The 18456-nt window shown below is 29.2% G+C and carries 16 protein-coding genes; all 16 read right to left on the bottom strand.

The genetic code is table 11. The features are described 5' to 3' along the window. Positions 1-300: 300 nt before the first annotated feature. A complete protein-coding gene (gatB, locus tag ACTHUW_RS10640; protein WP_442213245.1) occupies positions 301-1725 on the bottom strand; it encodes an Asp-tRNA(Asn)/Glu-tRNA(Gln) amidotransferase subunit GatB in 1425 nt (474 codons plus the stop codon). After that, positions 1725-3188, bottom strand: coding sequence for an Asp-tRNA(Asn)/Glu-tRNA(Gln) amidotransferase subunit GatA (gene gatA / locus ACTHUW_RS10645; RefSeq protein WP_442213248.1), 1464 nt, complete (start codon positions 3186-3188; stop codon positions 1725-1727). The genes gatB and gatA overlap by 1 nt, the downstream gene beginning before the upstream one ends. Before the next feature lie 10 nt (positions 3189-3198). Beyond that, a complete protein-coding gene (gene gatC / locus ACTHUW_RS10650; protein ID WP_442211057.1) occupies positions 3199-3489 on the bottom strand; it encodes an Asp-tRNA(Asn)/Glu-tRNA(Gln) amidotransferase subunit GatC in 291 nt (96 codons plus the stop codon). A gap of 64 nt (positions 3490-3553) precedes the next feature. Further along, positions 3554-5548, bottom strand: coding sequence for an NAD-dependent DNA ligase LigA (ligA, locus tag ACTHUW_RS10655; RefSeq protein WP_442213250.1), 1995 nt, complete (start codon positions 5546-5548; stop codon positions 3554-3556). 14 nt (positions 5549-5562) lie between these two features. Next, entirely contained in the window at positions 5563-8373 is a 2811-nt protein-coding gene (locus ACTHUW_RS10660; RefSeq protein WP_442213252.1) for a UvrD-helicase domain-containing protein, read from the bottom strand. Between the two features lie 112 nt (positions 8374-8485). Continuing rightward, the gene (locus tag ACTHUW_RS10665; protein WP_442198757.1) at positions 8486-9010 is read right to left on the bottom strand and encodes a hypothetical protein; all 525 of its coding nucleotides are present in this window, start codon (positions 9008-9010) and stop codon (positions 8486-8488) included. Positions 9011-9136: 126 nt separating this feature from the next. Next, a complete protein-coding gene (locus ACTHUW_RS10670) occupies positions 9137-9604 on the bottom strand; it encodes a hypothetical protein (protein WP_442198758.1) in 468 nt (155 codons plus the stop codon). Positions 9605-9731: 127 nt separating this feature from the next. Next, positions 9732-10118: a DUF302 domain-containing protein gene (locus ACTHUW_RS10675; protein ID WP_442213254.1), complete on the bottom strand. Its 387-nt coding sequence runs from the start codon at positions 10116-10118 to the stop codon at positions 9732-9734. A 38-nt stretch (positions 10119-10156) separates the two neighbouring features. After that, a complete protein-coding gene (locus ACTHUW_RS10680) occupies positions 10157-10417 on the bottom strand; it encodes an SHOCT domain-containing protein (protein WP_442198760.1) in 261 nt (86 codons plus the stop codon). 11 nt (positions 10418-10428) lie between these two features. Continuing rightward, positions 10429-10656 carry an SHOCT domain-containing protein gene (locus ACTHUW_RS10685; protein WP_442198761.1) on the bottom strand — a complete coding sequence of 76 codons (228 nt, stop codon included), beginning with the start codon at positions 10654-10656 and terminating at the stop codon, positions 10429-10431. Positions 10657-10710: 54 nt separating this feature from the next. Further along, positions 10711-11343 carry a class I SAM-dependent methyltransferase gene (locus ACTHUW_RS10690; protein ID WP_442213256.1) on the bottom strand — a complete coding sequence of 211 codons (633 nt, stop codon included), beginning with the start codon at positions 11341-11343 and terminating at the stop codon, positions 10711-10713. 89 nt (positions 11344-11432) lie between these two features. Continuing rightward, complete coding sequence (locus tag ACTHUW_RS10695; RefSeq protein WP_442213258.1) at positions 11433-11882, bottom strand: DUF305 domain-containing protein; 450 nt, start codon at positions 11880-11882, stop codon at positions 11433-11435. A 76-nt stretch (positions 11883-11958) separates the two neighbouring features. Next, positions 11959-13998, bottom strand: a complete 2040-nt coding sequence (locus ACTHUW_RS10700; RefSeq protein ID WP_442213260.1) for a heavy metal translocating P-type ATPase — start codon at positions 13996-13998, stop codon at positions 11959-11961. Between the two features lie 107 nt (positions 13999-14105). After that, entirely contained in the window at positions 14106-15101 is a 996-nt protein-coding gene (locus tag ACTHUW_RS10705; RefSeq protein ID WP_442197228.1) for a YVTN family beta-propeller repeat protein, read from the bottom strand. Positions 15102-15112: 11 nt separating this feature from the next. Next, the gene (locus ACTHUW_RS10710) at positions 15113-15661 is read right to left on the bottom strand and encodes a hypothetical protein (RefSeq protein WP_442197229.1); all 549 of its coding nucleotides are present in this window, start codon (positions 15659-15661) and stop codon (positions 15113-15115) included. 19 nt (positions 15662-15680) lie between these two features. After that, a complete protein-coding gene (locus ACTHUW_RS10715; protein WP_442213262.1) occupies positions 15681-18146 on the bottom strand; it encodes a heavy metal translocating P-type ATPase in 2466 nt (821 codons plus the stop codon). Between the last annotated feature and the right edge of the window lie 310 nt (positions 18147-18456).

Consider the following 18456-nt stretch of genomic DNA (forward strand, 5'->3'; position numbering starts at 1 on the left):
AAAAAATAAACTTTCTTTTATTAGTTTTTAAAAAGGAATTTGTTCTTGAAAAGAAATTCTATTCTAATAATGATTAGAAGAATAGTAGTGTAGGTTATCTCTATGATACAATTTTTTGAACATTTATGCAATTACATAAATTTTAATTCTTTGTTACTTTTTATTAATAACTTTAAACCATATTATGTAAGCCACTGTTTGAATTATATTATAGTCTATAAGAATTTGCAATCTAATATTCTGAAAATTATATTAATATTTATTAAATTTAGAGCCTCTAAATATTTAGAGGCTCTTGAATTATTTTATTTTTTGGCTTATTAACTTGTTTACAAGCCCTGGGTTAGCTTTTCCCCTAGATTTTTTCATCACTTGTCCTACCAAGAATCCAAGGGCTCTGTCCTTACCATTTTTAAAATCTTCTATAGATTCAGGATTGTCATCTAATACAGAGTCAACCATTTTTTCTATTTCAGATTCATCATTTATTTGTATTAATCCTTTTTCCTTTACTATTTCTTGTGGATTTTTTCCTTCTTCAAACATCTCTCTTAATACCTTCTTGCCAACTTTATTACTTATCTTTCCACTATCTATGAGTTTAATAAGTTCTGCAAGTTCAAGTGCAGAAAATCTCATATTTTCTATTTCCATATCTTCATCTTTTAATCTTCTTAAAATATCACCCATTATTAAATTACTTGCTATTTTAGGATCTATAGAACTTGCTACAGTATCTTCATAGAATTTAGCTAAAGACTTTGAAGCAGTTAATACTTCTGCATCATATAAAGGAATGTCATATTCCTTTATAAATCTGTTCATCTTATCTTCTGGTAATTCTGGTAGATTGTTCTTTATTTCTTCAACCCATTCACTGCTAATTTCTAGATCTACTATATCAGGCTCAGGAAAATATCTATAATCACTAGCATCTTCTTTTGACCTCATAGAAATAGTTTCATTTTTAAGATCATCCCAGCGTCTAGTTTCACGAATGGTATCTTTTCCTTCTTTTAAAAGATTAATATGCCTTTTTTCTTCAAATTCTATTGCTTTTACTGCTGCTTTAAATGAATTTAAATTTTTTATTTCTGCTATAGTACTTCTCTTGCCAGAATCCTCATCTACTATATTTATATTTACATCGCATCTTAAAGATCCTTCTTCCATTTTACAGTCTGAAACTTCTATATATTGTAATACTGACTTTAATTTTTCTAAAAATTGCTTTGCTTCCTCTGCTGAATTCATATCAGGTTCTGATACTATTTCTATAAGTGGAACTCCTGCTCTATTATAATCAAGTAATGTTCCTCCATCTTTTGAATGAATTGATTTTCCAGTATCTTCTTCTATATGAATCCTTGTAAGATTAATTTTCTTTTTAGAACCTTCACTATCTACTTCAATATATCCACCCTCGCAAAGTGGTTTGTCAAATTGAGATATTTGATAACCCTTTACTAAATCAGGATAGTAATAATTTTTTCTATCCATTTTTGTATCATTTGCTATCTTAGAATTAAATGAAAGCCCTGCTTTTATACCATACTCTACTACTTTTTTGTTTAATACAGGTAAAGAACCAGGAAGTCCTAAACATATTGGACAGCAATGCGTATTGGGGCTTCCACCATATTCTGTAGTACATGTGCAAAATATTTTAGAATCAGTTGATAGTTCCGAATGTATTTCAAGTCCTATTATAGTTTTATAACCCATTACTTTATACCTCCTAAATCTGGAGTTTTATCAAATTTTATTGCCTTTTCAAAATTATATGCCGCTTTTAATATCTTGGCTTCATCAAAGTTCTTACCTATTATTTGAAGACCTATAGGCATACCATCACACATCCCACATGGAATAGATAATGCTGGAACTCCTGCAATATTAACACCTACAGTTAATTTGTCTGATTGATACATTGCAATAGGGTCAGAATTTTTTTCTCCTATTTTAAATGCTGTTGTAAGCGTTGTTGGAGATATTAATATATCATATTTTACAAATGCATTATCAAAATCTTGTTTTATAAGAGTCCTAACTTGCTGAGCTTTCTTATAATATGCATCATAATATCCAGAACTTAAAGCATAAGTTCCGATCATTATTCTTCTTTTAACCTCATCTCCAAATCCTTCAGATCTAGTTTTGGTAAATAATTCTTCCGTATTCCTATACTCATCTGTCCTATTTCCATATCTTATTCCATCAAAACGTGCTAAATTTGAACTTGCCTCTGAAGGAGTCAATACATAATATGTTTCCAGTCCATATGCTGCATGAGGAAGACTTACTTCTTCTACTTGTGCACCTAATTCTTCAAATACCTTTATTGATTCTTTTATTCTATCTATTACATCTTTTTCTACACCTTCTAAGTACTCTTTAGGCACACCTATTTTAAGTCCTTTTATATCATCCTTAAGTCCTTTTAAATAGTCTTCTTTTCCTACATTTACTGATGTAGAATCTTTTTTATCAAATCCTGTAATAACATTCATAATCATAGCAGAATCTTCTACATTCTTTGTAAATGGACCTATTTGATCAAATGAAGATGCAAAGGCAATTAAACCATATCTAGATATAAGTCCATAGGTTGGCTTAAGTCCTACAAGACCACAAAAAGATGCAGGTTGTCTAACTGAACCGCCAGTTTCTGAACCTAGTGAAAATGGAGCCATAGATCCAGCTACTGCAGCAGCAGAGCCACCACTAGAGCCACCTGGAACATATTCAGTATTCCAAGGATTTTTTGTAGTTTGAAATGCTGATGTTTCAGTAGATGAACCCATTGCAAACTCATCTAAATTAGTCTTACCTAATATTATTGCTCCTGCTTCCTTTAACTTTTCAATAACCGTTGCATCAAATGGTGGGATATAATCTTTTATTATATTTGAAGCACATGTAGTTTTAAGTCCTTTTGTAGAAATATTATCCTTTATAGCAACAGGTATACCTGCTAAATATCCTAATTCTTCACCATTTTTTCTTTTTTCATCTATTTCTTTTGCTAGCTTTATCGCATTCTCTTTATCCAATGTTAAAAATGCCTTTATTTGTCCATCATATTCTTCTATTTGCTTGAAATAATCTTCTACTAAACTAAGTGATGTTATTTCTAAAGTCTCTAGTTTTTCTTTTAATTTACCTATACTAAGTTCACTATAATTCATTTTTTCACCTCTATTCTATTATCTTTTTTACTTTTATATATCCATTTTCATGCTCTGGTGCATTTTTCATTATTTCTTCTATATCAATTGATTCCTCTATCTTATCTTCTCTCATTACATTTTTTATATCAGAATGTGGGTGAGATGTGGCTTTTATACCTTTAGTATCTACTGATTGAAGTTTCTCTACATAATTTATAATAGAATCAAACTTTGATGTGAAATCTTCGATTTTTTGATCATCAAATTCAAGACGAGATAATCTTGCAATATGCTTTACTTCATTTTTACTTATAGCCATATTCATTACTCCTTTCATCTATATTATTGATATAATAATACAATAACTTTCATCTATTGTAAACTTAGAAGCTTATTATACTTTTTAATCTAGCTTCATCTATTATTTCTATACCTAATTCCAATGCTTTTTCATACTTGCTTCCAGGACTCGCTCCTACTATTACAAAATCAGTATTTTTACTTACACTTCCTGTGATTCTTCCACCCATTTTCTCTACTTTTTCTTTTATTTCTTTTCTAGGAAATTCATCAATAGAACCTGTTATAACTATTTTTTTATCTGTAAATATAGTTTCTTCTTCTATCAACTCATTTTCATGGACAGGTCTCACTCCAAGTTCAAATAGATGTTCTATTTTTGATACTATTTCTTTATCACTAAAAAAGTCTATTATTTCCCTTGCTACAATATCTCCTATATCAGGAATTTCTATTAAATCCTCATATGTAGCTTGTTTTAAGTTTTCATAAGACTCATATTTATTTGCTAGATCCCCTGCAGTTTTTCTGCCTACATTTGGAATCCCTAGAGCATATATAAATGATGCAAGAGTAACATTTTTACTGGCTTCAATTGCATTTAATAGATTTTTAGTTTTTTTATCTCCAAATCTTTCAAGATCTATCAAGTCTTCATATTTAAGTTCATAAATTTGTGGAAGTTCTTTTAAATCTAATTCTTCTAATAATTGCTTGGCAGTCTTCTCACTAAATCCTTCTATATTCATGGCATTTCTACTTGCAAAATGCTCCATTCTTGCAACAAGTTGGGGTTTACAACTCATAGAATTAAGACAGAATATATGAACGCCATCTTGAATAAGTTCTGTCTTACAAGCTGGACATACTTCAGGTTTTTCTATTTCCACTCTCTCTTCACAAGAATCCTCTACTACTCCCATTATTTCAGGGATTACATCATTTGATCGTCTTAGCCAAACTCTGCAGCCTAAGGCTACATTTTTCCTTCTAATATCATCCATATTATTAAGTGTAGCTCTTTGCACTGTAACTCCACCTATATCTACTGGTTCAAGTATGGAGGAGGGAGTTACTTTTCCAGTTCTTCCTACATTCCATACTACATCTAATAGCTTAGTTGTAACTTCTTCTGCTTTAAATTTATATGCTATAGCCCATCTTGGAAATTTTTGAGTATATCCTAAAACTTCTCTTGTTCTCATATCATTTATTTTTATAACTAATCCATCTGTCAAAATATCTAATTCATGTCTTTTATCATCTATTATTTCTATTTCATCTATCATATGATCCATGTCATGAAATTTCTTTAAATAATTATTTACTGGAAGTCTATTTTCCTTTAAAAAATCTAACATTTCTAAATGACTATCAAATGCCTTTCCTTCAATATGTCCTATATTATAGAAATATGCTTTTAAATTTCTTCTTGCAGTAGCTTTGGGATCCAAGTTTCTAAGTGCACCCGCTGCTGCATTTCTTGCATTTTTAAGTGGTTCATCATAGGTCTTATTGTATCTTTCAAGCTCAGATAAGGGCATCAGACCTTCACCTTGTATCTCCATTTTATATTTAGAATTTATAGAAAGAGGTATGTTTTTTATAGTTTCTATTTGAGGTAAAATTGCTTCACCTATTTGACCATTTCCTCTTGTAGCACCTTGTATCAATTTTCCATCCTCATAAGTTAGATTTATAGTCAAACCATCAAATTTATATTCCATTATATATAGGGGATCTGGAAGTTTATCGTAATTAGTAGAATTATATTCATTTATAATTCTCTTTACTCGTATTTCCCAAGCCCTTAGTTCTCCATAGTTTTGTGCCTTATCTAAGCTCCATAGAGGTGATAGATGAATATGTTTTTCAAATTTATCAAGTATTTCTCCACCCACTCGCCTGGTAGGAGAATTAGCTAATATATGACCTGTCTCAGTTTCCAAACTAAGCAATTCATTATAAATTTCATCATATTCCTTATCACTTAATTTAGGCTCATCTAATGTATAATAATAATAATTTAATTCATTTAATTTTTCTATTAATTCTTCTATTCTTTTATTTTTATTCATATTATTCACCTTTCCTACACTTTTTCTATTGGTGCAAGAGATACTGATAATTTTTTAATTCCTTTTTCATTAAATGCAATAGTAATTTCTTTTTGCTCTCCACTACCATTCATACCAACTACTGTACCTATACCAAATGCCTTGTGTTTTACTTTGTCACCTACATTTATATTTGGATTTTCCTTTCTTTTGATTCCTGTGTTTTCATGAGTATAACCTGTGAAGTATTTTTTATTTTCTTTTGATACTTCTTTTTTCTTAGCTTTATTTTGCTTGTTTATATCATCAATCAATTCATCTGGAATTTCAGATATAAACCTAGAAATAGAATTATAATTAGTCTTACCATATATTGTTCTAAGTGTAGTATATGTTATAAACAACTCTTCCTTTGCACGAGTTATACCAACATAGCAAAGTCTTCTTTCTTCTTCTAATTGATCATCATCTACCATAGATCTTGATAGAGGGAATATTCCTTCCTCCATACCAGTTAAAAATACTACCGGATATTCAAGGCCCTTTGCACTATGAAGAGTCATAAGTGTTACAAAGTCATCATCTTCTTCAAGTCTATCTATATCAGATAAAAGTGAAATATTTTGTAAGAATTCTTCTAGAGTTTTTTCTTCACTTGTAGCTTCAAAGTCTATTGCTACTGATATAAATTCTTCTATATTTTCTATTCTACTTTGAGCTTCAAGTGTTTCTTCCTTTTCAAGCTCTTTTATATAATTTGTAGAATCAATTACATTTTCTATCAAATCTTTTACAGATAATATTTCTTTCATTGCTATGAATTTATTTATAATAGATATGAAATCTTTAACTTTAGATTTAGCCCTGTGGGATAAATTTGTCATATCATCTATATCAAGAATTACACTATATATGCTTTCGCCTTTTTCTATGCTTAATTGTTCTATCTTTTCTAGCGTTGTTTTACCTATTCCTCTTTTTGGTACATTTATTATCCTTTTTAGAGAAATATTATCTACTGGGTTTTGTATCAGTCTTAAAAATGCTATGATATCCTTTATTTCTTTTCTATCATAGAATTTTAATCCTCCTACAATTTTATATGGTATATTTGATTTTACAAGCCATTCCTCAAGTACACGTGATTGAGCATTTGTTCTATAAAGTATGGCAAAATCAGAGTAATCTTTATGGTCCTTATTTTTTATATCCATGATTTTATTTGCTATGAAACTAGCTTCTGCATGTTCATTATCACCATTATATAAGCCTATGTTTGTTCCTTCATTTTGTGATGTCCATAGGTTTTTACCTTTTCTGCCCATATTATTATCTATTACCCTATTTGCAGCATCTAATATGTTTTTAGTTGAACGATAATTTTGCTCAAGTTTTACAGTTTTAGCATTTGGATAGTCTACTTCAAAATCAAGAATATTACGTATATCAGCGCCTCTCCATCCATAGATCGAATTATGAACTACTATATCATTAGATATATATTGTCTTAAATTAGGTACAGATATATCATAAACATATCCTTCATAATCTAATACATTAACAGTCTCCACAATATCCTCTACTATTTCACCATTTTCATAGACAGGAATACTCATCCCCACCCTTATGTGTGATGCTGGCATATAATTAAATGTAGTTTCCTTTGTAAGTTTTGCTCTTTTAACTATTTCAATATCATCCTCTAAAGATATGATTTTTTTAGAGTAAGTAAGTGCTTGGTCGTATTCTTCTATATCATTAGAATTATTATTAAATTGTACTAGATGATTATAATGACCCTTATTCTTGTTGATTTCTTTACTAGCAAAGAAATCAACATATGCAGTCTTGTTTAAGTTTTCTTCCACATTTAACTTCCCAAACATAATATGATTAGGAGTTGTTTTTATCATTTTATTCTTTCTAGTTTTAATTTCTATTACAGGACCTTTATAATATTTTTCTTTCTTTTTATCAATTTTACCTTCTAGTACTTTTCCCCATCCACTAGCAGATATTATATTTGTTTGTTCTTCTAAAGAATTAACCTCTTTATATCCTTCACTGGTTTTGATTTGTATATCTGGAAGAACGCATTGATCATCATCTCCCACTACACATACATTTTTGTGAATATTTCCCAGTAATTTTACTAATTCATATTGGGCTCTATTTGTATCTTGGTACTCATCTACTAAAATATATTTAAATTTCTTTTGATAAAATTTAAGTATATCCGGATTATCTCTAAATAATTCTATAGTTTTTCCAATTAAATCATCAAAATCAAGAGCATTATTTTTTTGTAATTTTTCTTGATATAATTTATATATTTCACCTTTTTGTCTCTCTCTAAAATCACTATAATTATCATTTATATATGTATCAGGATCTATTAATTTATCCTTCATACTACTTATAAAATTAATCATGGATTTCGGCTCATACATCTTTTCATTTACATTTAATTGTTTTATTGTATCTTTTATAACTGTATTTTGGTCAGATCCATCAAATATAATAAAATTTCTATTATATCCTATTTTATCAATATCACGTCTAAGTATTCTTACACACATGGAGTGAAATGTTCCAACCCACATATCTTCTACTCTTATATCCACTAATCTTTCAATTCTTTCTTTCATTTCCTTTGCAGCTTTATTTGTAAAAGTGATTGCTAAGATATTATCTGGAAAGATGTTTTTTTGTTCTAATATATATGCTATTCTATGTGTCAAAACTCTAGTCTTACCACTTCCTGCTCCAGCCAAAACTAAAAGTGGCCCTTCTGTAGTCTTTACAGCTTCTCTTTGCTCATCATTAAGTCCATCTAAAAAACTCATTAATCTGCTCCTCTCAAAAGTAAACTCTACTATCTATTATATACGAAAATAAGTTCTATTAAAAGAGAGACTTAGGGACTGTTCCCAAAGTCTCTTAATCTAATTAAATTAATTAATATTCTTCTATTTCCATACTATCATATATTGATTCTATAAAATCCATATCGATTTCATTATTTACAACTTTATAAACTCTATATTCATCATTTTGTTCTATTTTAGTTATATTTCTTTCTTTATCTTCACTTTCAATTATATATCCTAAATACAAAGTAATATATTTTTCATTTAAAACCTTTATACCCAGCCTTCCAGAATTAGAGGTAGATATACTTATATCAATATTATCTTCCCATTCATAATATTGTTTATCTGCATTTCTTCTTTTATATTCTAATTTTTTCAAGTAATCTAATAGCTCTTTTATCTTTTTAGATTCATCACTTTTACCTATATATCCATTTTCTCTATGTATACTCATGTCAGTAAATTCAATATCATCATAATATTTAAGTGCTATTTCATCAAAATTTTGCACCTTGAAAAATTCAGTTACTCCATCATAGTTTAAAAAATCATTATATATAAATAATGATAACCATAAAATTATAAGAATAAAAAAACTCTTTTTACCCATATAAATCCCCCTCTAATAAATATTATATAGGAAAATAAGTGATATTTGAAGGAATATAATAATAAAAAATCATGGATAAGTATTTTAAAATACTTATCCATGATTTAAATATTTATTTTCTTTTTATTACCATCTACTTCCATGCATTCCATTTCCACCGTTCATACCATTTCTATATCCATCATCTCCATGCATATAATTATGCATTTCTACCATATCTTCTCTATCTATATTCTCCATCATTCTTCCCATATATTCATATCCATTTTCATTCATTATATCTATCATATTATCATAATCTTCATCTGATATATTATTCATATAATCAGTCATAGCATCATAATCATTGTTTTCCATATGTTCTGCTGCATCATCATATCCATTTTCATTCATTATATCTATCATCTCTTTATATTCATTATCTCTATCGTTATCATTATTTCTATCCATATCTCTATCTTCCACTTTAGCTTCATCATAAGTTGTAGGATTAATATTTTTTTCTTCTTTATCTGTATTTGCTCCAAAAGCTACTCCTCCTGCTATTAGTGATACTATTAATGCTCCTGATATAATTATTTTATTCTTTTTCAATTAACACACTCTCCTTTTCTTTTCTTTAATTACATTATAAAATATAAATTTGAAGAAATTATGAAGAAATAAAAAAGACTAGCTAGAATTTTAAATTCTAAATAGTCCTTTTACTCATTTCTTTCATTTAAATTGAAGCTTCAATTGCAGACTTAAGAGTCCCAGCAACTCCTTTTGCAACTTCTTTTAATTCTTCTTCATCAAATAATCCTATTAAAGTCTCTGGATTTGTCATTCCTATATATGTTTTATCATCTTCTCTTCTTACTACCATTTTACAAGGTAGTACATATCCTATGTGAATATTTTTCTCTAATACTTCTTTTGCTTGTTTTGGATTACACACTTCAAGTACTACAAAATCATTTTCAAATTCTAATCCTTTTTCTTCAAGCTTATCTTTAAAATTAAGCTCCCACAATACTCCAAAGCTATCTTTTTTTAAATTTTTCTTTAAAGATTTAATTGCCTCATCTAAACTCTTTTCTGTGCTTTTTTCAAAAACTATATCCATCATTTTTACCTCCTTATATTTTAATACTATCTTATTGCCTATTTTAAATTCTTTAATCTAGTTTTATATTCTTCTTCTGATATTTCACCCTTTGCATATCTTTCTTTTAATATGTCAGTTGCCCTGTTTGAACTTGAATTATTGTTGCCTGAAGAATTCTTTATAAACATTCTAGCAAGTACTATCACTACTGCAACTATTATTAGTAATTTTACTATGTCATATACAATGAACCATCCACTCATGCGAGATCCAAAATTCATCATATCATTCCATCCAGTATCCATAAATCCATGCATTTACTCTCCCCCTATTCTTTTAATATTTTCTTCTTCCTATTATATTCTTCCTCATCTATTTCGCCTCTTGCATATCTTTCGTTTAATATATCAAGTGGATTGCTTTTTCTATACGAATTACTAGTATTTGAATTGTTATTTTCATTGAAATACTTTATAAGAAAATATCCAATTATTATAACTATTATTAATCCCAAGATTCCACCTCCTCCAAACATTTCATATCCGCCATGCATCATATTATCAACTCCTCTTAATTCCTATATTCATTATAATGCTTAAATTTGAAGAAATTATGAATTTGATTTATTATTTCTTATTTCTATTAATTTTACTATATCACTCCATACATCTTGATATTCAATGTATTCTTCTTTAAATCCAGCTATTTTTAAATTATCTATAGTTTCTCTATTAATATTTGCTCCCCAAATATTTAAGGGTATAAAATTAACTATATCCATGAATTTACCTACTACTTCATTCTCACTTCTCATATGTTCAAGCATTATTATTTTTCCATTATCTTTACAAACTCTTCTAATTTCTTCTAATCCTTTAATAGGATCTGGAACTGAGCAAAATACACAAGATGTAAGGACTGTATCAAATGTATTATCGGGAAATTCCATGTTTTGTGCATCCATTTCTATTAATTTTATATTTTCTTTATTTTTAATTTTTTCTCTTGCTTTTTCAAGCATGTTTTTGCTAAAATCTATTCCTATAATATCTAAGGTATCAGGATAATATATTAAATTTTTCCCTGTACCTACTCCCACTTCAAGTATTTTTTCTCCTTCTATTCTTTCAATTAGCTTTTCTCTCCACTTACCCATAGCCATATTTTCCATTGGACTCTCTATTAGGTCATATATTTTTGATACTCTGTTGTATCTATTTTTAATTTTTTCATTATTATTCATTTATCCACCTCTTATATTCATAGCCTAAAGTTTTAAAATACAAAAGCTATCTAGACTCTTTTTATGCCTGATAGCTTTTGTATTATGATTTAATCTTCAAGATCTTCTATTAATTTTTTCATTTCTTTTATTTCTTTTTTCTGAGCCTTGATTATATCATCTGCGAGTTTTCTAACTCTAGGATCTGATATATTTGCTCTTTCACTTGTAAGTATTGCTATAGAATGATGAGGTATCATACCTTCCATATAATCTACATCGTCTATTGTCGTTTGATTTCTCATTAAAGCAAAAGATGATGCAAATACTAATACACTTACTGCTACAATAGCTATATTGATTTTTTTGTTTTTTAACATATGTAGCATAAATCCTAACATTATAACAGCCATTACACAGGTTGAAAGTATTGTCATGTATAATCTCATTTCACTGAAAAAAATATGATTTAATTCATAAGTATTAAAATGCATTACCATATACATAAATATAGCAGAAGTTGCAATCATTCCAAAAAACTTATAATAACCTTTACTCATCTTTAGCACTCCTTTTATTTTTATCTTATTTCAAATTATACCCTGGTGTTTTTTTGTTATTCAAAAAAATGTCTCACTATTCTACTTTAAGAAGTTTTGCATTTATTGCTACTACTATTGTACTTATTGACATAAGTACTGCACCTACTGCGGGAGAAATCACTATTCCAATGCTATATAATACTCCTGCAGCAAGTGGAATTGCAAATACATTGTATCCCGTTGCCCATATGAGATTTTGAATCATTTTCCTATAGGTAGCTTTTCCAAAGTCAATTAAAGTTACTACATCTTGTGGATTAGAATTTACAAGTATTATATCTGCAGTTTCAGCTGCTACATCAGTTCCTGAACCAATAGCAATTCCTACATCAGCTTGGGCGAGTGCCGGCGCATCATTTACTCCATCTCCAGTCATTGCGACGAACCTACCTTCTGATTGTAATTCTTTTATTTTTTCTTGTTTTTGATCAGGTAATACTTCTGCAAAATATCCATCTAGTCCTAATTCTTCAGATACTTGTTTGGCTGTTTTTTCATTATCACCTGTAAGCATCCATGTTTTAATTCCTTCTTCTTTAAGTCTCTTTATTGCATCATAAGATTCTTCTCTTATTCTATCTGAAAGTCCTATTGCTGCAATTAATTTACCACCAACAAGTAAAAATACATCAGTTGATACACCATGTGCAGGAAGCTCTTTTGGCACCTTGATATTTTCTTCCCTTAAATATCCAGGGCTTACTACCATAACATCTTTATCATCTATCTTTCCTTCTACACCCTTTCCTTTTATAGCCTGAAAATCATCCATTTCTAAAATAGATAAATTCATTTCTTCTAATCTTTCCATTATACCTGTTGCAATCGGATGTTCAGAATTATTTTCTAAAGTTGCTGCCATTTCTATCACTTTTTCTTCTGTATACTCATCATCAAACACTTCTATAAAATTAACTCCAAACTCTCCATGAGTTAATGTACCAGTTTTATCAAATACTAAAGTATCAATTTTTCTTGAGTTTTCAAATTGTGTCCTATTTCTTATAAGCAAACCATTTTTAGCAGATTGTGCTGTAGATGTAGCTACCACTAATGGCATTGCAAGACCTAATGCATGGGGGCATGCAATAACCATAACTGTAGCCATTCTTGCTATTGCAAATGTGAAATCTCCAGTTATTAAATACCAAATGATAAGGGTAGCAAATCCAACTGTAAGAGTTATAATTGTCAGCCAAAAAGCTGCTCTATCTGCTAAGTTTTGAGTTTTAGATTTAGATTCTTGAGCACGCTCTACCATATCAATTACTTTTGATAAATATGTGTCTTTACCAATATTTTTAACTTCAACTTCTAATGATCCATCTTTATTTATTGAACCACCTATTAATTTATCTCCTTTGCTCTTCTCTACAGGCTTTGATTCTCCTGTTAACATTGATTCGTTTATATAGCTACTTCCCTTTACAATAATTCCATCTGCAGGTATTTTTTCTCCTGGCTTTATTAGTATTTTATCTTCTGATTTAAGTTCACTTATATCCACCTCTACTACATCTCCATCTTTAAATAAATGGGCTGTATTTGGCATAAGTTCTGCTAGCTTATCAAGTGCACTTGATGCACTCATTACAGCTCTCATTTCTATCCAATGACCTAGTAGCATAATATCAATAAGGGTAGCAAGTTCCCAGAAAAAGTCGCTTCCTTCTAAGCCAAATACTGTGGCTGTACTGTAGAAGTAAGCTACTGAAATTGCCATAGCTATTAGAGTCATCATACCTGGCTTTTTTTCTTTTAATTCATCTTTAAGTCCTGTTAAAAATGGCCATCCACCATAGAAATATATAAATGTGGATAGTGCAAACAATACATATCCATCACCAGTAAATTCTATACTAAAATTAAACCACTCTTGTATCATTGGTGAAAGTATAAGTATAGGAATTGTAACAATTAGTGATATGAAAAATCTTCTTTTAAAATCTTTTATCATCATTTCATGATGGTTGTGATGGTCCTGTCCATCGTGATCTTCATGTCCCTCATTAGATTCATGATTTTCATGTCCTTTATGTTTTTCATGCCTATCGTGATAATCTTTTTTACTCATTAAAAAAACTCCTTCTAATTTATATTTATTAATAATATACCCTTCAATTTTTAATTTATATAAGTTTTTAAAAAATACTTTTCCAAATTTGGAAAAGTATTTTTCTCTTATAGTTTAATAAAATCTATTTCATGAGGTTCATTGCCTAATTGAACCTTTTTTATTACTTCAAATGATTTTACATCTATTATATTTAATTTGCCTGTTTCTAGATCTGTTACATAGGCATATTTATTATCAGGAGAAATTGATATGTGATTTGGCTCACCTTCAATTCCTATTTTTTTAATAACTTTCTTTGTCTCCGCATCTATAATTGCAATATTTTTGTCGAATTTATTTGTGGTCCAGATATATTTATTGTCACTTGTTACTGCTATACCATGAGTTCCTGCACTTACTTTTATTTTATCTATTTCATCTTTTTTATCAATATCTACTATGGAAAGACTTCCATTTTGAACATTTGCTACATATAAATATTTTCCATCAGGAGATGGTTCAGTTTCATTTGGCATAATACCAACTTTTACTGTATCAGTTATCACACCTTTTTCTATATCTACAATAGATACATCATTTGACATTACATTAGCAACATAAGCTATTTTACTATCCTTTGAAAAATCTATATGTGCTGGACTTTTTGAATTTGTCTTTATTGTTTTTATAACTTTGTCAGTTTGTGTATCTATTATTTGTATATAATTATAGTTGTCATCTACTTCTAATGCCCCACTTGCTAATAGAAGATATTTACTATCAGGGGTAATGTCAATACCATGTATTCTTTTTCCAGTATCTATTGTATCAGTAACTTTTTTAGATTTTGTATCATATACAAATACTTTCCCCTCATCTAAATCACCAGTATATATTTTTTTACCATCATTAGTTGCTGCTATACCATGAGATACTTTTTCTCCAATTTTTATAGTGTCTTGTACTTCCTTATTTTTAGTGTCAAAGACAGATATAGTACCATCATCTACATTGGGTATATATGCTAAATATTCATCATTTGTATTATTAATGAAGTAATAGGTTCCTATAGCAGATAATACTATAACTACTAGCAAAGTTCTAATTATATTCTTATTCATATTTTCTCCTCTTATTTTATATTATTTAATTCATCTTTTTCCCATAGAAATTTTCTTGATTCGACCCCACCTAAATCTTTTATTTCAATTTCTACAAATTCTGTATCATTATCAATTATATTTTGGCCTTTATATGTTTTAGGTAACTTTAACTCTCCACTTAAATGATGACCTGACCCTTCAGTTAACTGCCATGAAAATCCTTCATCTACATTTATTTTATCTGTTTTTAAGTTTACTAAGTTTTCATATTCAACACTTTCAAGATCTACTGAATGAGTATTTAACATCAATTCAAATATTAAATTTTCATCATTATCTTCTACTATATTTTTTAATACTATAGCTATATCAACACTACCTCCCCTATTACTTCTTATATAATCTTGGTAATCTGTTTCTTCTTCACCTTCTTCTGATTCTTTTTCTACTTCTTCTTCATCAACTTCTTCTATTTGATTATCATTTACTACTTCAGGTGTTTCATCATTTCTTAGCATACCTAATACAGGTATGCTAAGCATGGCTAACACTACTATTACTATGATTATTTTTTCCATTTTTTCGCCCCTAATCTAATTACAAATTTTTATTTTTACTTGGTTTAAAACCTTTAAGTCTAAGTGCATTTGTTAGTACTGATACTGAGCTTAAACTCATTGCAGCTGCTGCAAACATTGGATTTAATTTTGGTCCTCCAAACATATATAAAAGACCTGCTGCAAGGGGTATTCCTAAGATATTATATGCAAAGGCCCAAAATAAATTTTGTTTTATATTTTTAATTGTAGCCTTACTTAGTTCTATTGCTGTTACAACATCCATAATATCACTTTTCATAAGCACGATATCAGCTGATTCCATTGCCACATCTGTACCTGAACCTATTGCCATACCAACATCAGCTTGTGCTAAAGCTGGGGCATCATTTATTCCATCTCCTACCATAGCAACTTTTTTATCTTTATTTTGAAGTTTCTTAACTTCTTCCGCCTTATCTTCAGGTAAAACTTCAGCTAATACTATGTCTATTCCCACTTGTTTTGCTATTGCATTTGCTGTTCTTTTATTATCACCTGTAATCATTGCTACTTCTATATTCATCTCATGTAATTTTTTTATAGCTTCCATACTATTTTCTTTTACTGTATCTGCAACTGCTATAATACCTGCTAATTTTTCATTTATAGCAATATACATAGGCGTTTTACCTTCATTAGCTAATCTATCTGATTCATCTTGCAATGTTATCCCTATATTTCTATCATCTATAAGTTTTTTATTGCCAAGCAATATGTCTTTTCCTTGAATCATTACTTCTATACCATGACCTGGTATTGCATTAAACTTTTCTACTTCATTAAATATTAACTTTCTTTTTTCAGCTTCTCTAACTATAGCTTCTCCAAGTGGATGTTCTGATCCCTTTTCTGCTGCTCCTGCTATTTTTAATAGTTCATCTTCACTATACTCATTTGTAGTTATAATATCAGTAACTTTAGGTTTACCTTCAGTAATAGTACCGGTTTTGTCAAATACAATTGTATTTATTTTATGTGTAGTTTCAAGTGGAGCTCCACCTTTTATTAGCACACCATATTCAGCTCCTTTTCCAGTCCCTACCATTATTGCTGTTGGTGTTGCAAGTCCTAATGCACACGGGCAAGCTATCACAAGTACTGCTATAAATATAGTAAGAGCAAATATTCCTGTAGCACCCGATATATACCAAGCTACACCTGATAATATTGCTATAGCTATCACTACTGGTACAAAATACCCTGATATAACATCTGCAAGCTTTGCTATTGGTGCTTTAGAACCTTGGGCATCTTCTACTAATTTTATGATTTGTGATAGTGCAGTATCTTTTCCCACTTTTGTAGCTTTGAATTTTATTGAACCATTTTTATTAATACTTGCACCTATTACTTTACTTCCCATGTTTTTTTCAACAGGTATACTTTCTCCTGTGAGCATAGATTCATCTATTGATGTGTTTCCTTCAATTACAGTTCCATCTACAGGTATTTTATCTCCAGGTTTAACTAATATAACATCTCCAACTTCTACTTCCTCTATGGGTATAATTACTTCTTTGCCATCTTGGACCACTATTGCTGTTTTAGGTTGAAGCCCCATCAGTTTTTTAATTGCTTCTGATGTCTTTCCTTTTGATACAGATTCTAGATACTTTCCTAAAAGAATAAGTGTGATTATTACTCCTGCTGTTTCAAAATATAAATCATTTGCATAGCTTACATCGCCATTATATATTTGAATTGTGCCATATATACCATAAAGTATTGCAGCTCCTGTTCCTATTGCTATAAGTGAATCCATATTTGGACTTCTTCTTATAAGAGCTTTAAGACCTATAGTATAAAATTTATTCCCAGCTATAACTACAGGAATAGTTAATATAAGTTGAGTTAAAGCAAAATTTAGGGGATTAAGAGATGGTTCAATAATTTCTGGTATGGGAAAATTAAGCATATGACCCATAGCAATATAAAGTAGTGGAACTGAGAATATTGCAGAAACTATAAATTTCTTCCATAATGTCCTCATTTCTTTTTGTCGTCTTTGTTTTTCCATATCTACCTTTTCAGTAGCTTCCATCTCTAATGGCTCATAGCCTGCTCTTTCTACTGCTTCTTTGATATCTGTAATTCTAGTTAAATATGGATTATATTTTATTTTTGCCTTTTCTGTAGCAGAATTAACTGATATAGTTTCAATACCTTCAAGCTTTCTTACTTCTTTTTCTATTGAATTTGCACAAGAGGTACAAGTCATTCCACCTATTGGCATAGTTACTTCTCTAAAGTCAACTTCTTCTTCCACACTATATCCTGCATTATCAACTGCTTTTTTTATGTCTTCTAGTGTAGTCTTGGATTCATCAAAGTCTACATTTAACTTTTCTGTAGCAAAATTTACATTTGCATTTTTAATTCCTTCAATTTTATTTACATTTTTTTCTACTGTATTAGCACAAGATGAACAAGTCATACCATTGATTTTAATTGTTTCACTTTTCATTTATATTACCTCCTATTAATGTATAAAATAATAAAACCAAACTGAAAAGATTCCTAATGCTGCTATCAATATATAATGATGTATTGGGCCTTTAGTATTATTATTTTGTGTTTTATTTTGTGTTTTCTTGCCTTTATTTTTTTTCTTTATAATATTATTAGCTATAATTGCAATAATAATTATAATTAAGCTAGTAATATGTGCTATGGAAAATGGACCTACTACCATAGGATTTGTTCTAAAGAATTCTACAATATGGATAGGTTACACTTAATTATACAATAAAAACTCGGACATGATATAATAAATA

It is taken from the genome of Senegalia sp. (in: firmicutes) (genome assembly GCF_052088025.1).
GTDB lineage: Bacteria > Bacillota > Clostridia > Tissierellales > SIT17 > Anaeromonas.

Bases quoted from the DNA above. Each gene is read 5' to 3' on its own strand.
- gatB (WP_442213245.1), bottom strand. From the start codon at position 1,725: ATGGGTTATAAAACTATAATAGGACTTGAAATACATTCGGAACTATCA.
- gatA (WP_442213248.1), bottom strand. From the start codon at position 3,188: ATGAATTATAGTGAACTTAGTATAGGTAAATTAAAAGAAAAACTAGAG.
- gatC (WP_442211057.1), bottom strand. From the start codon at position 3,489: ATGGCTATAAGTAAAAATGAAGTAAAGCATATTGCAAGATTATCTCGT.
- ligA (WP_442213250.1), bottom strand. From the start codon at position 5,548: ATGAATAAAAATAAAAGAATAGAAGAATTAATAGAAAAATTAAATGAA.
- ACTHUW_RS10660 (WP_442213252.1), bottom strand. From the start codon at position 8,373: ATGAGTTTTTTAGATGGACTTAATGATGAGCAAAGAGAAGCTGTAAAG.
- ACTHUW_RS10665 (WP_442198757.1), bottom strand. From the start codon at position 9,010: ATGGGTAAAAAGAGTTTTTTTATTCTTATAATTTTATGGTTATCATTA.
- ACTHUW_RS10675 (WP_442213254.1), bottom strand. From the start codon at position 10,118: ATGGATATAGTTTTTGAAAAAAGCACAGAAAAGAGTTTAGATGAGGCA.
- ACTHUW_RS10680 (WP_442198760.1), bottom strand. From the start codon at position 10,417: ATGCATGGATTTATGGATACTGGATGGAATGATATGATGAATTTTGGA.
- ACTHUW_RS10685 (WP_442198761.1), bottom strand. From the start codon at position 10,656: ATGATGCATGGCGGATATGAAATGTTTGGAGGAGGTGGAATCTTGGGA.
- ACTHUW_RS10690 (WP_442213256.1), bottom strand. From the start codon at position 11,343: ATGAATAATAATGAAAAAATTAAAAATAGATACAACAGAGTATCAAAA.
- ACTHUW_RS10695 (WP_442213258.1), bottom strand. From the start codon at position 11,882: ATGAGTAAAGGTTATTATAAGTTTTTTGGAATGATTGCAACTTCTGCT.
- ACTHUW_RS10700 (WP_442213260.1), bottom strand. From the start codon at position 13,998: ATGAGTAAAAAAGATTATCACGATAGGCATGAAAAACATAAAGGACAT.
- ACTHUW_RS10705 (WP_442197228.1), bottom strand. From the start codon at position 15,101: ATGAATAAGAATATAATTAGAACTTTGCTAGTAGTTATAGTATTATCT.
- ACTHUW_RS10710 (WP_442197229.1), bottom strand. From the start codon at position 15,661: ATGGAAAAAATAATCATAGTAATAGTAGTGTTAGCCATGCTTAGCATA.
- ACTHUW_RS10715 (WP_442213262.1), bottom strand. From the start codon at position 18,146: ATGAAAAGTGAAACAATTAAAATCAATGGTATGACTTGTTCATCTTGT.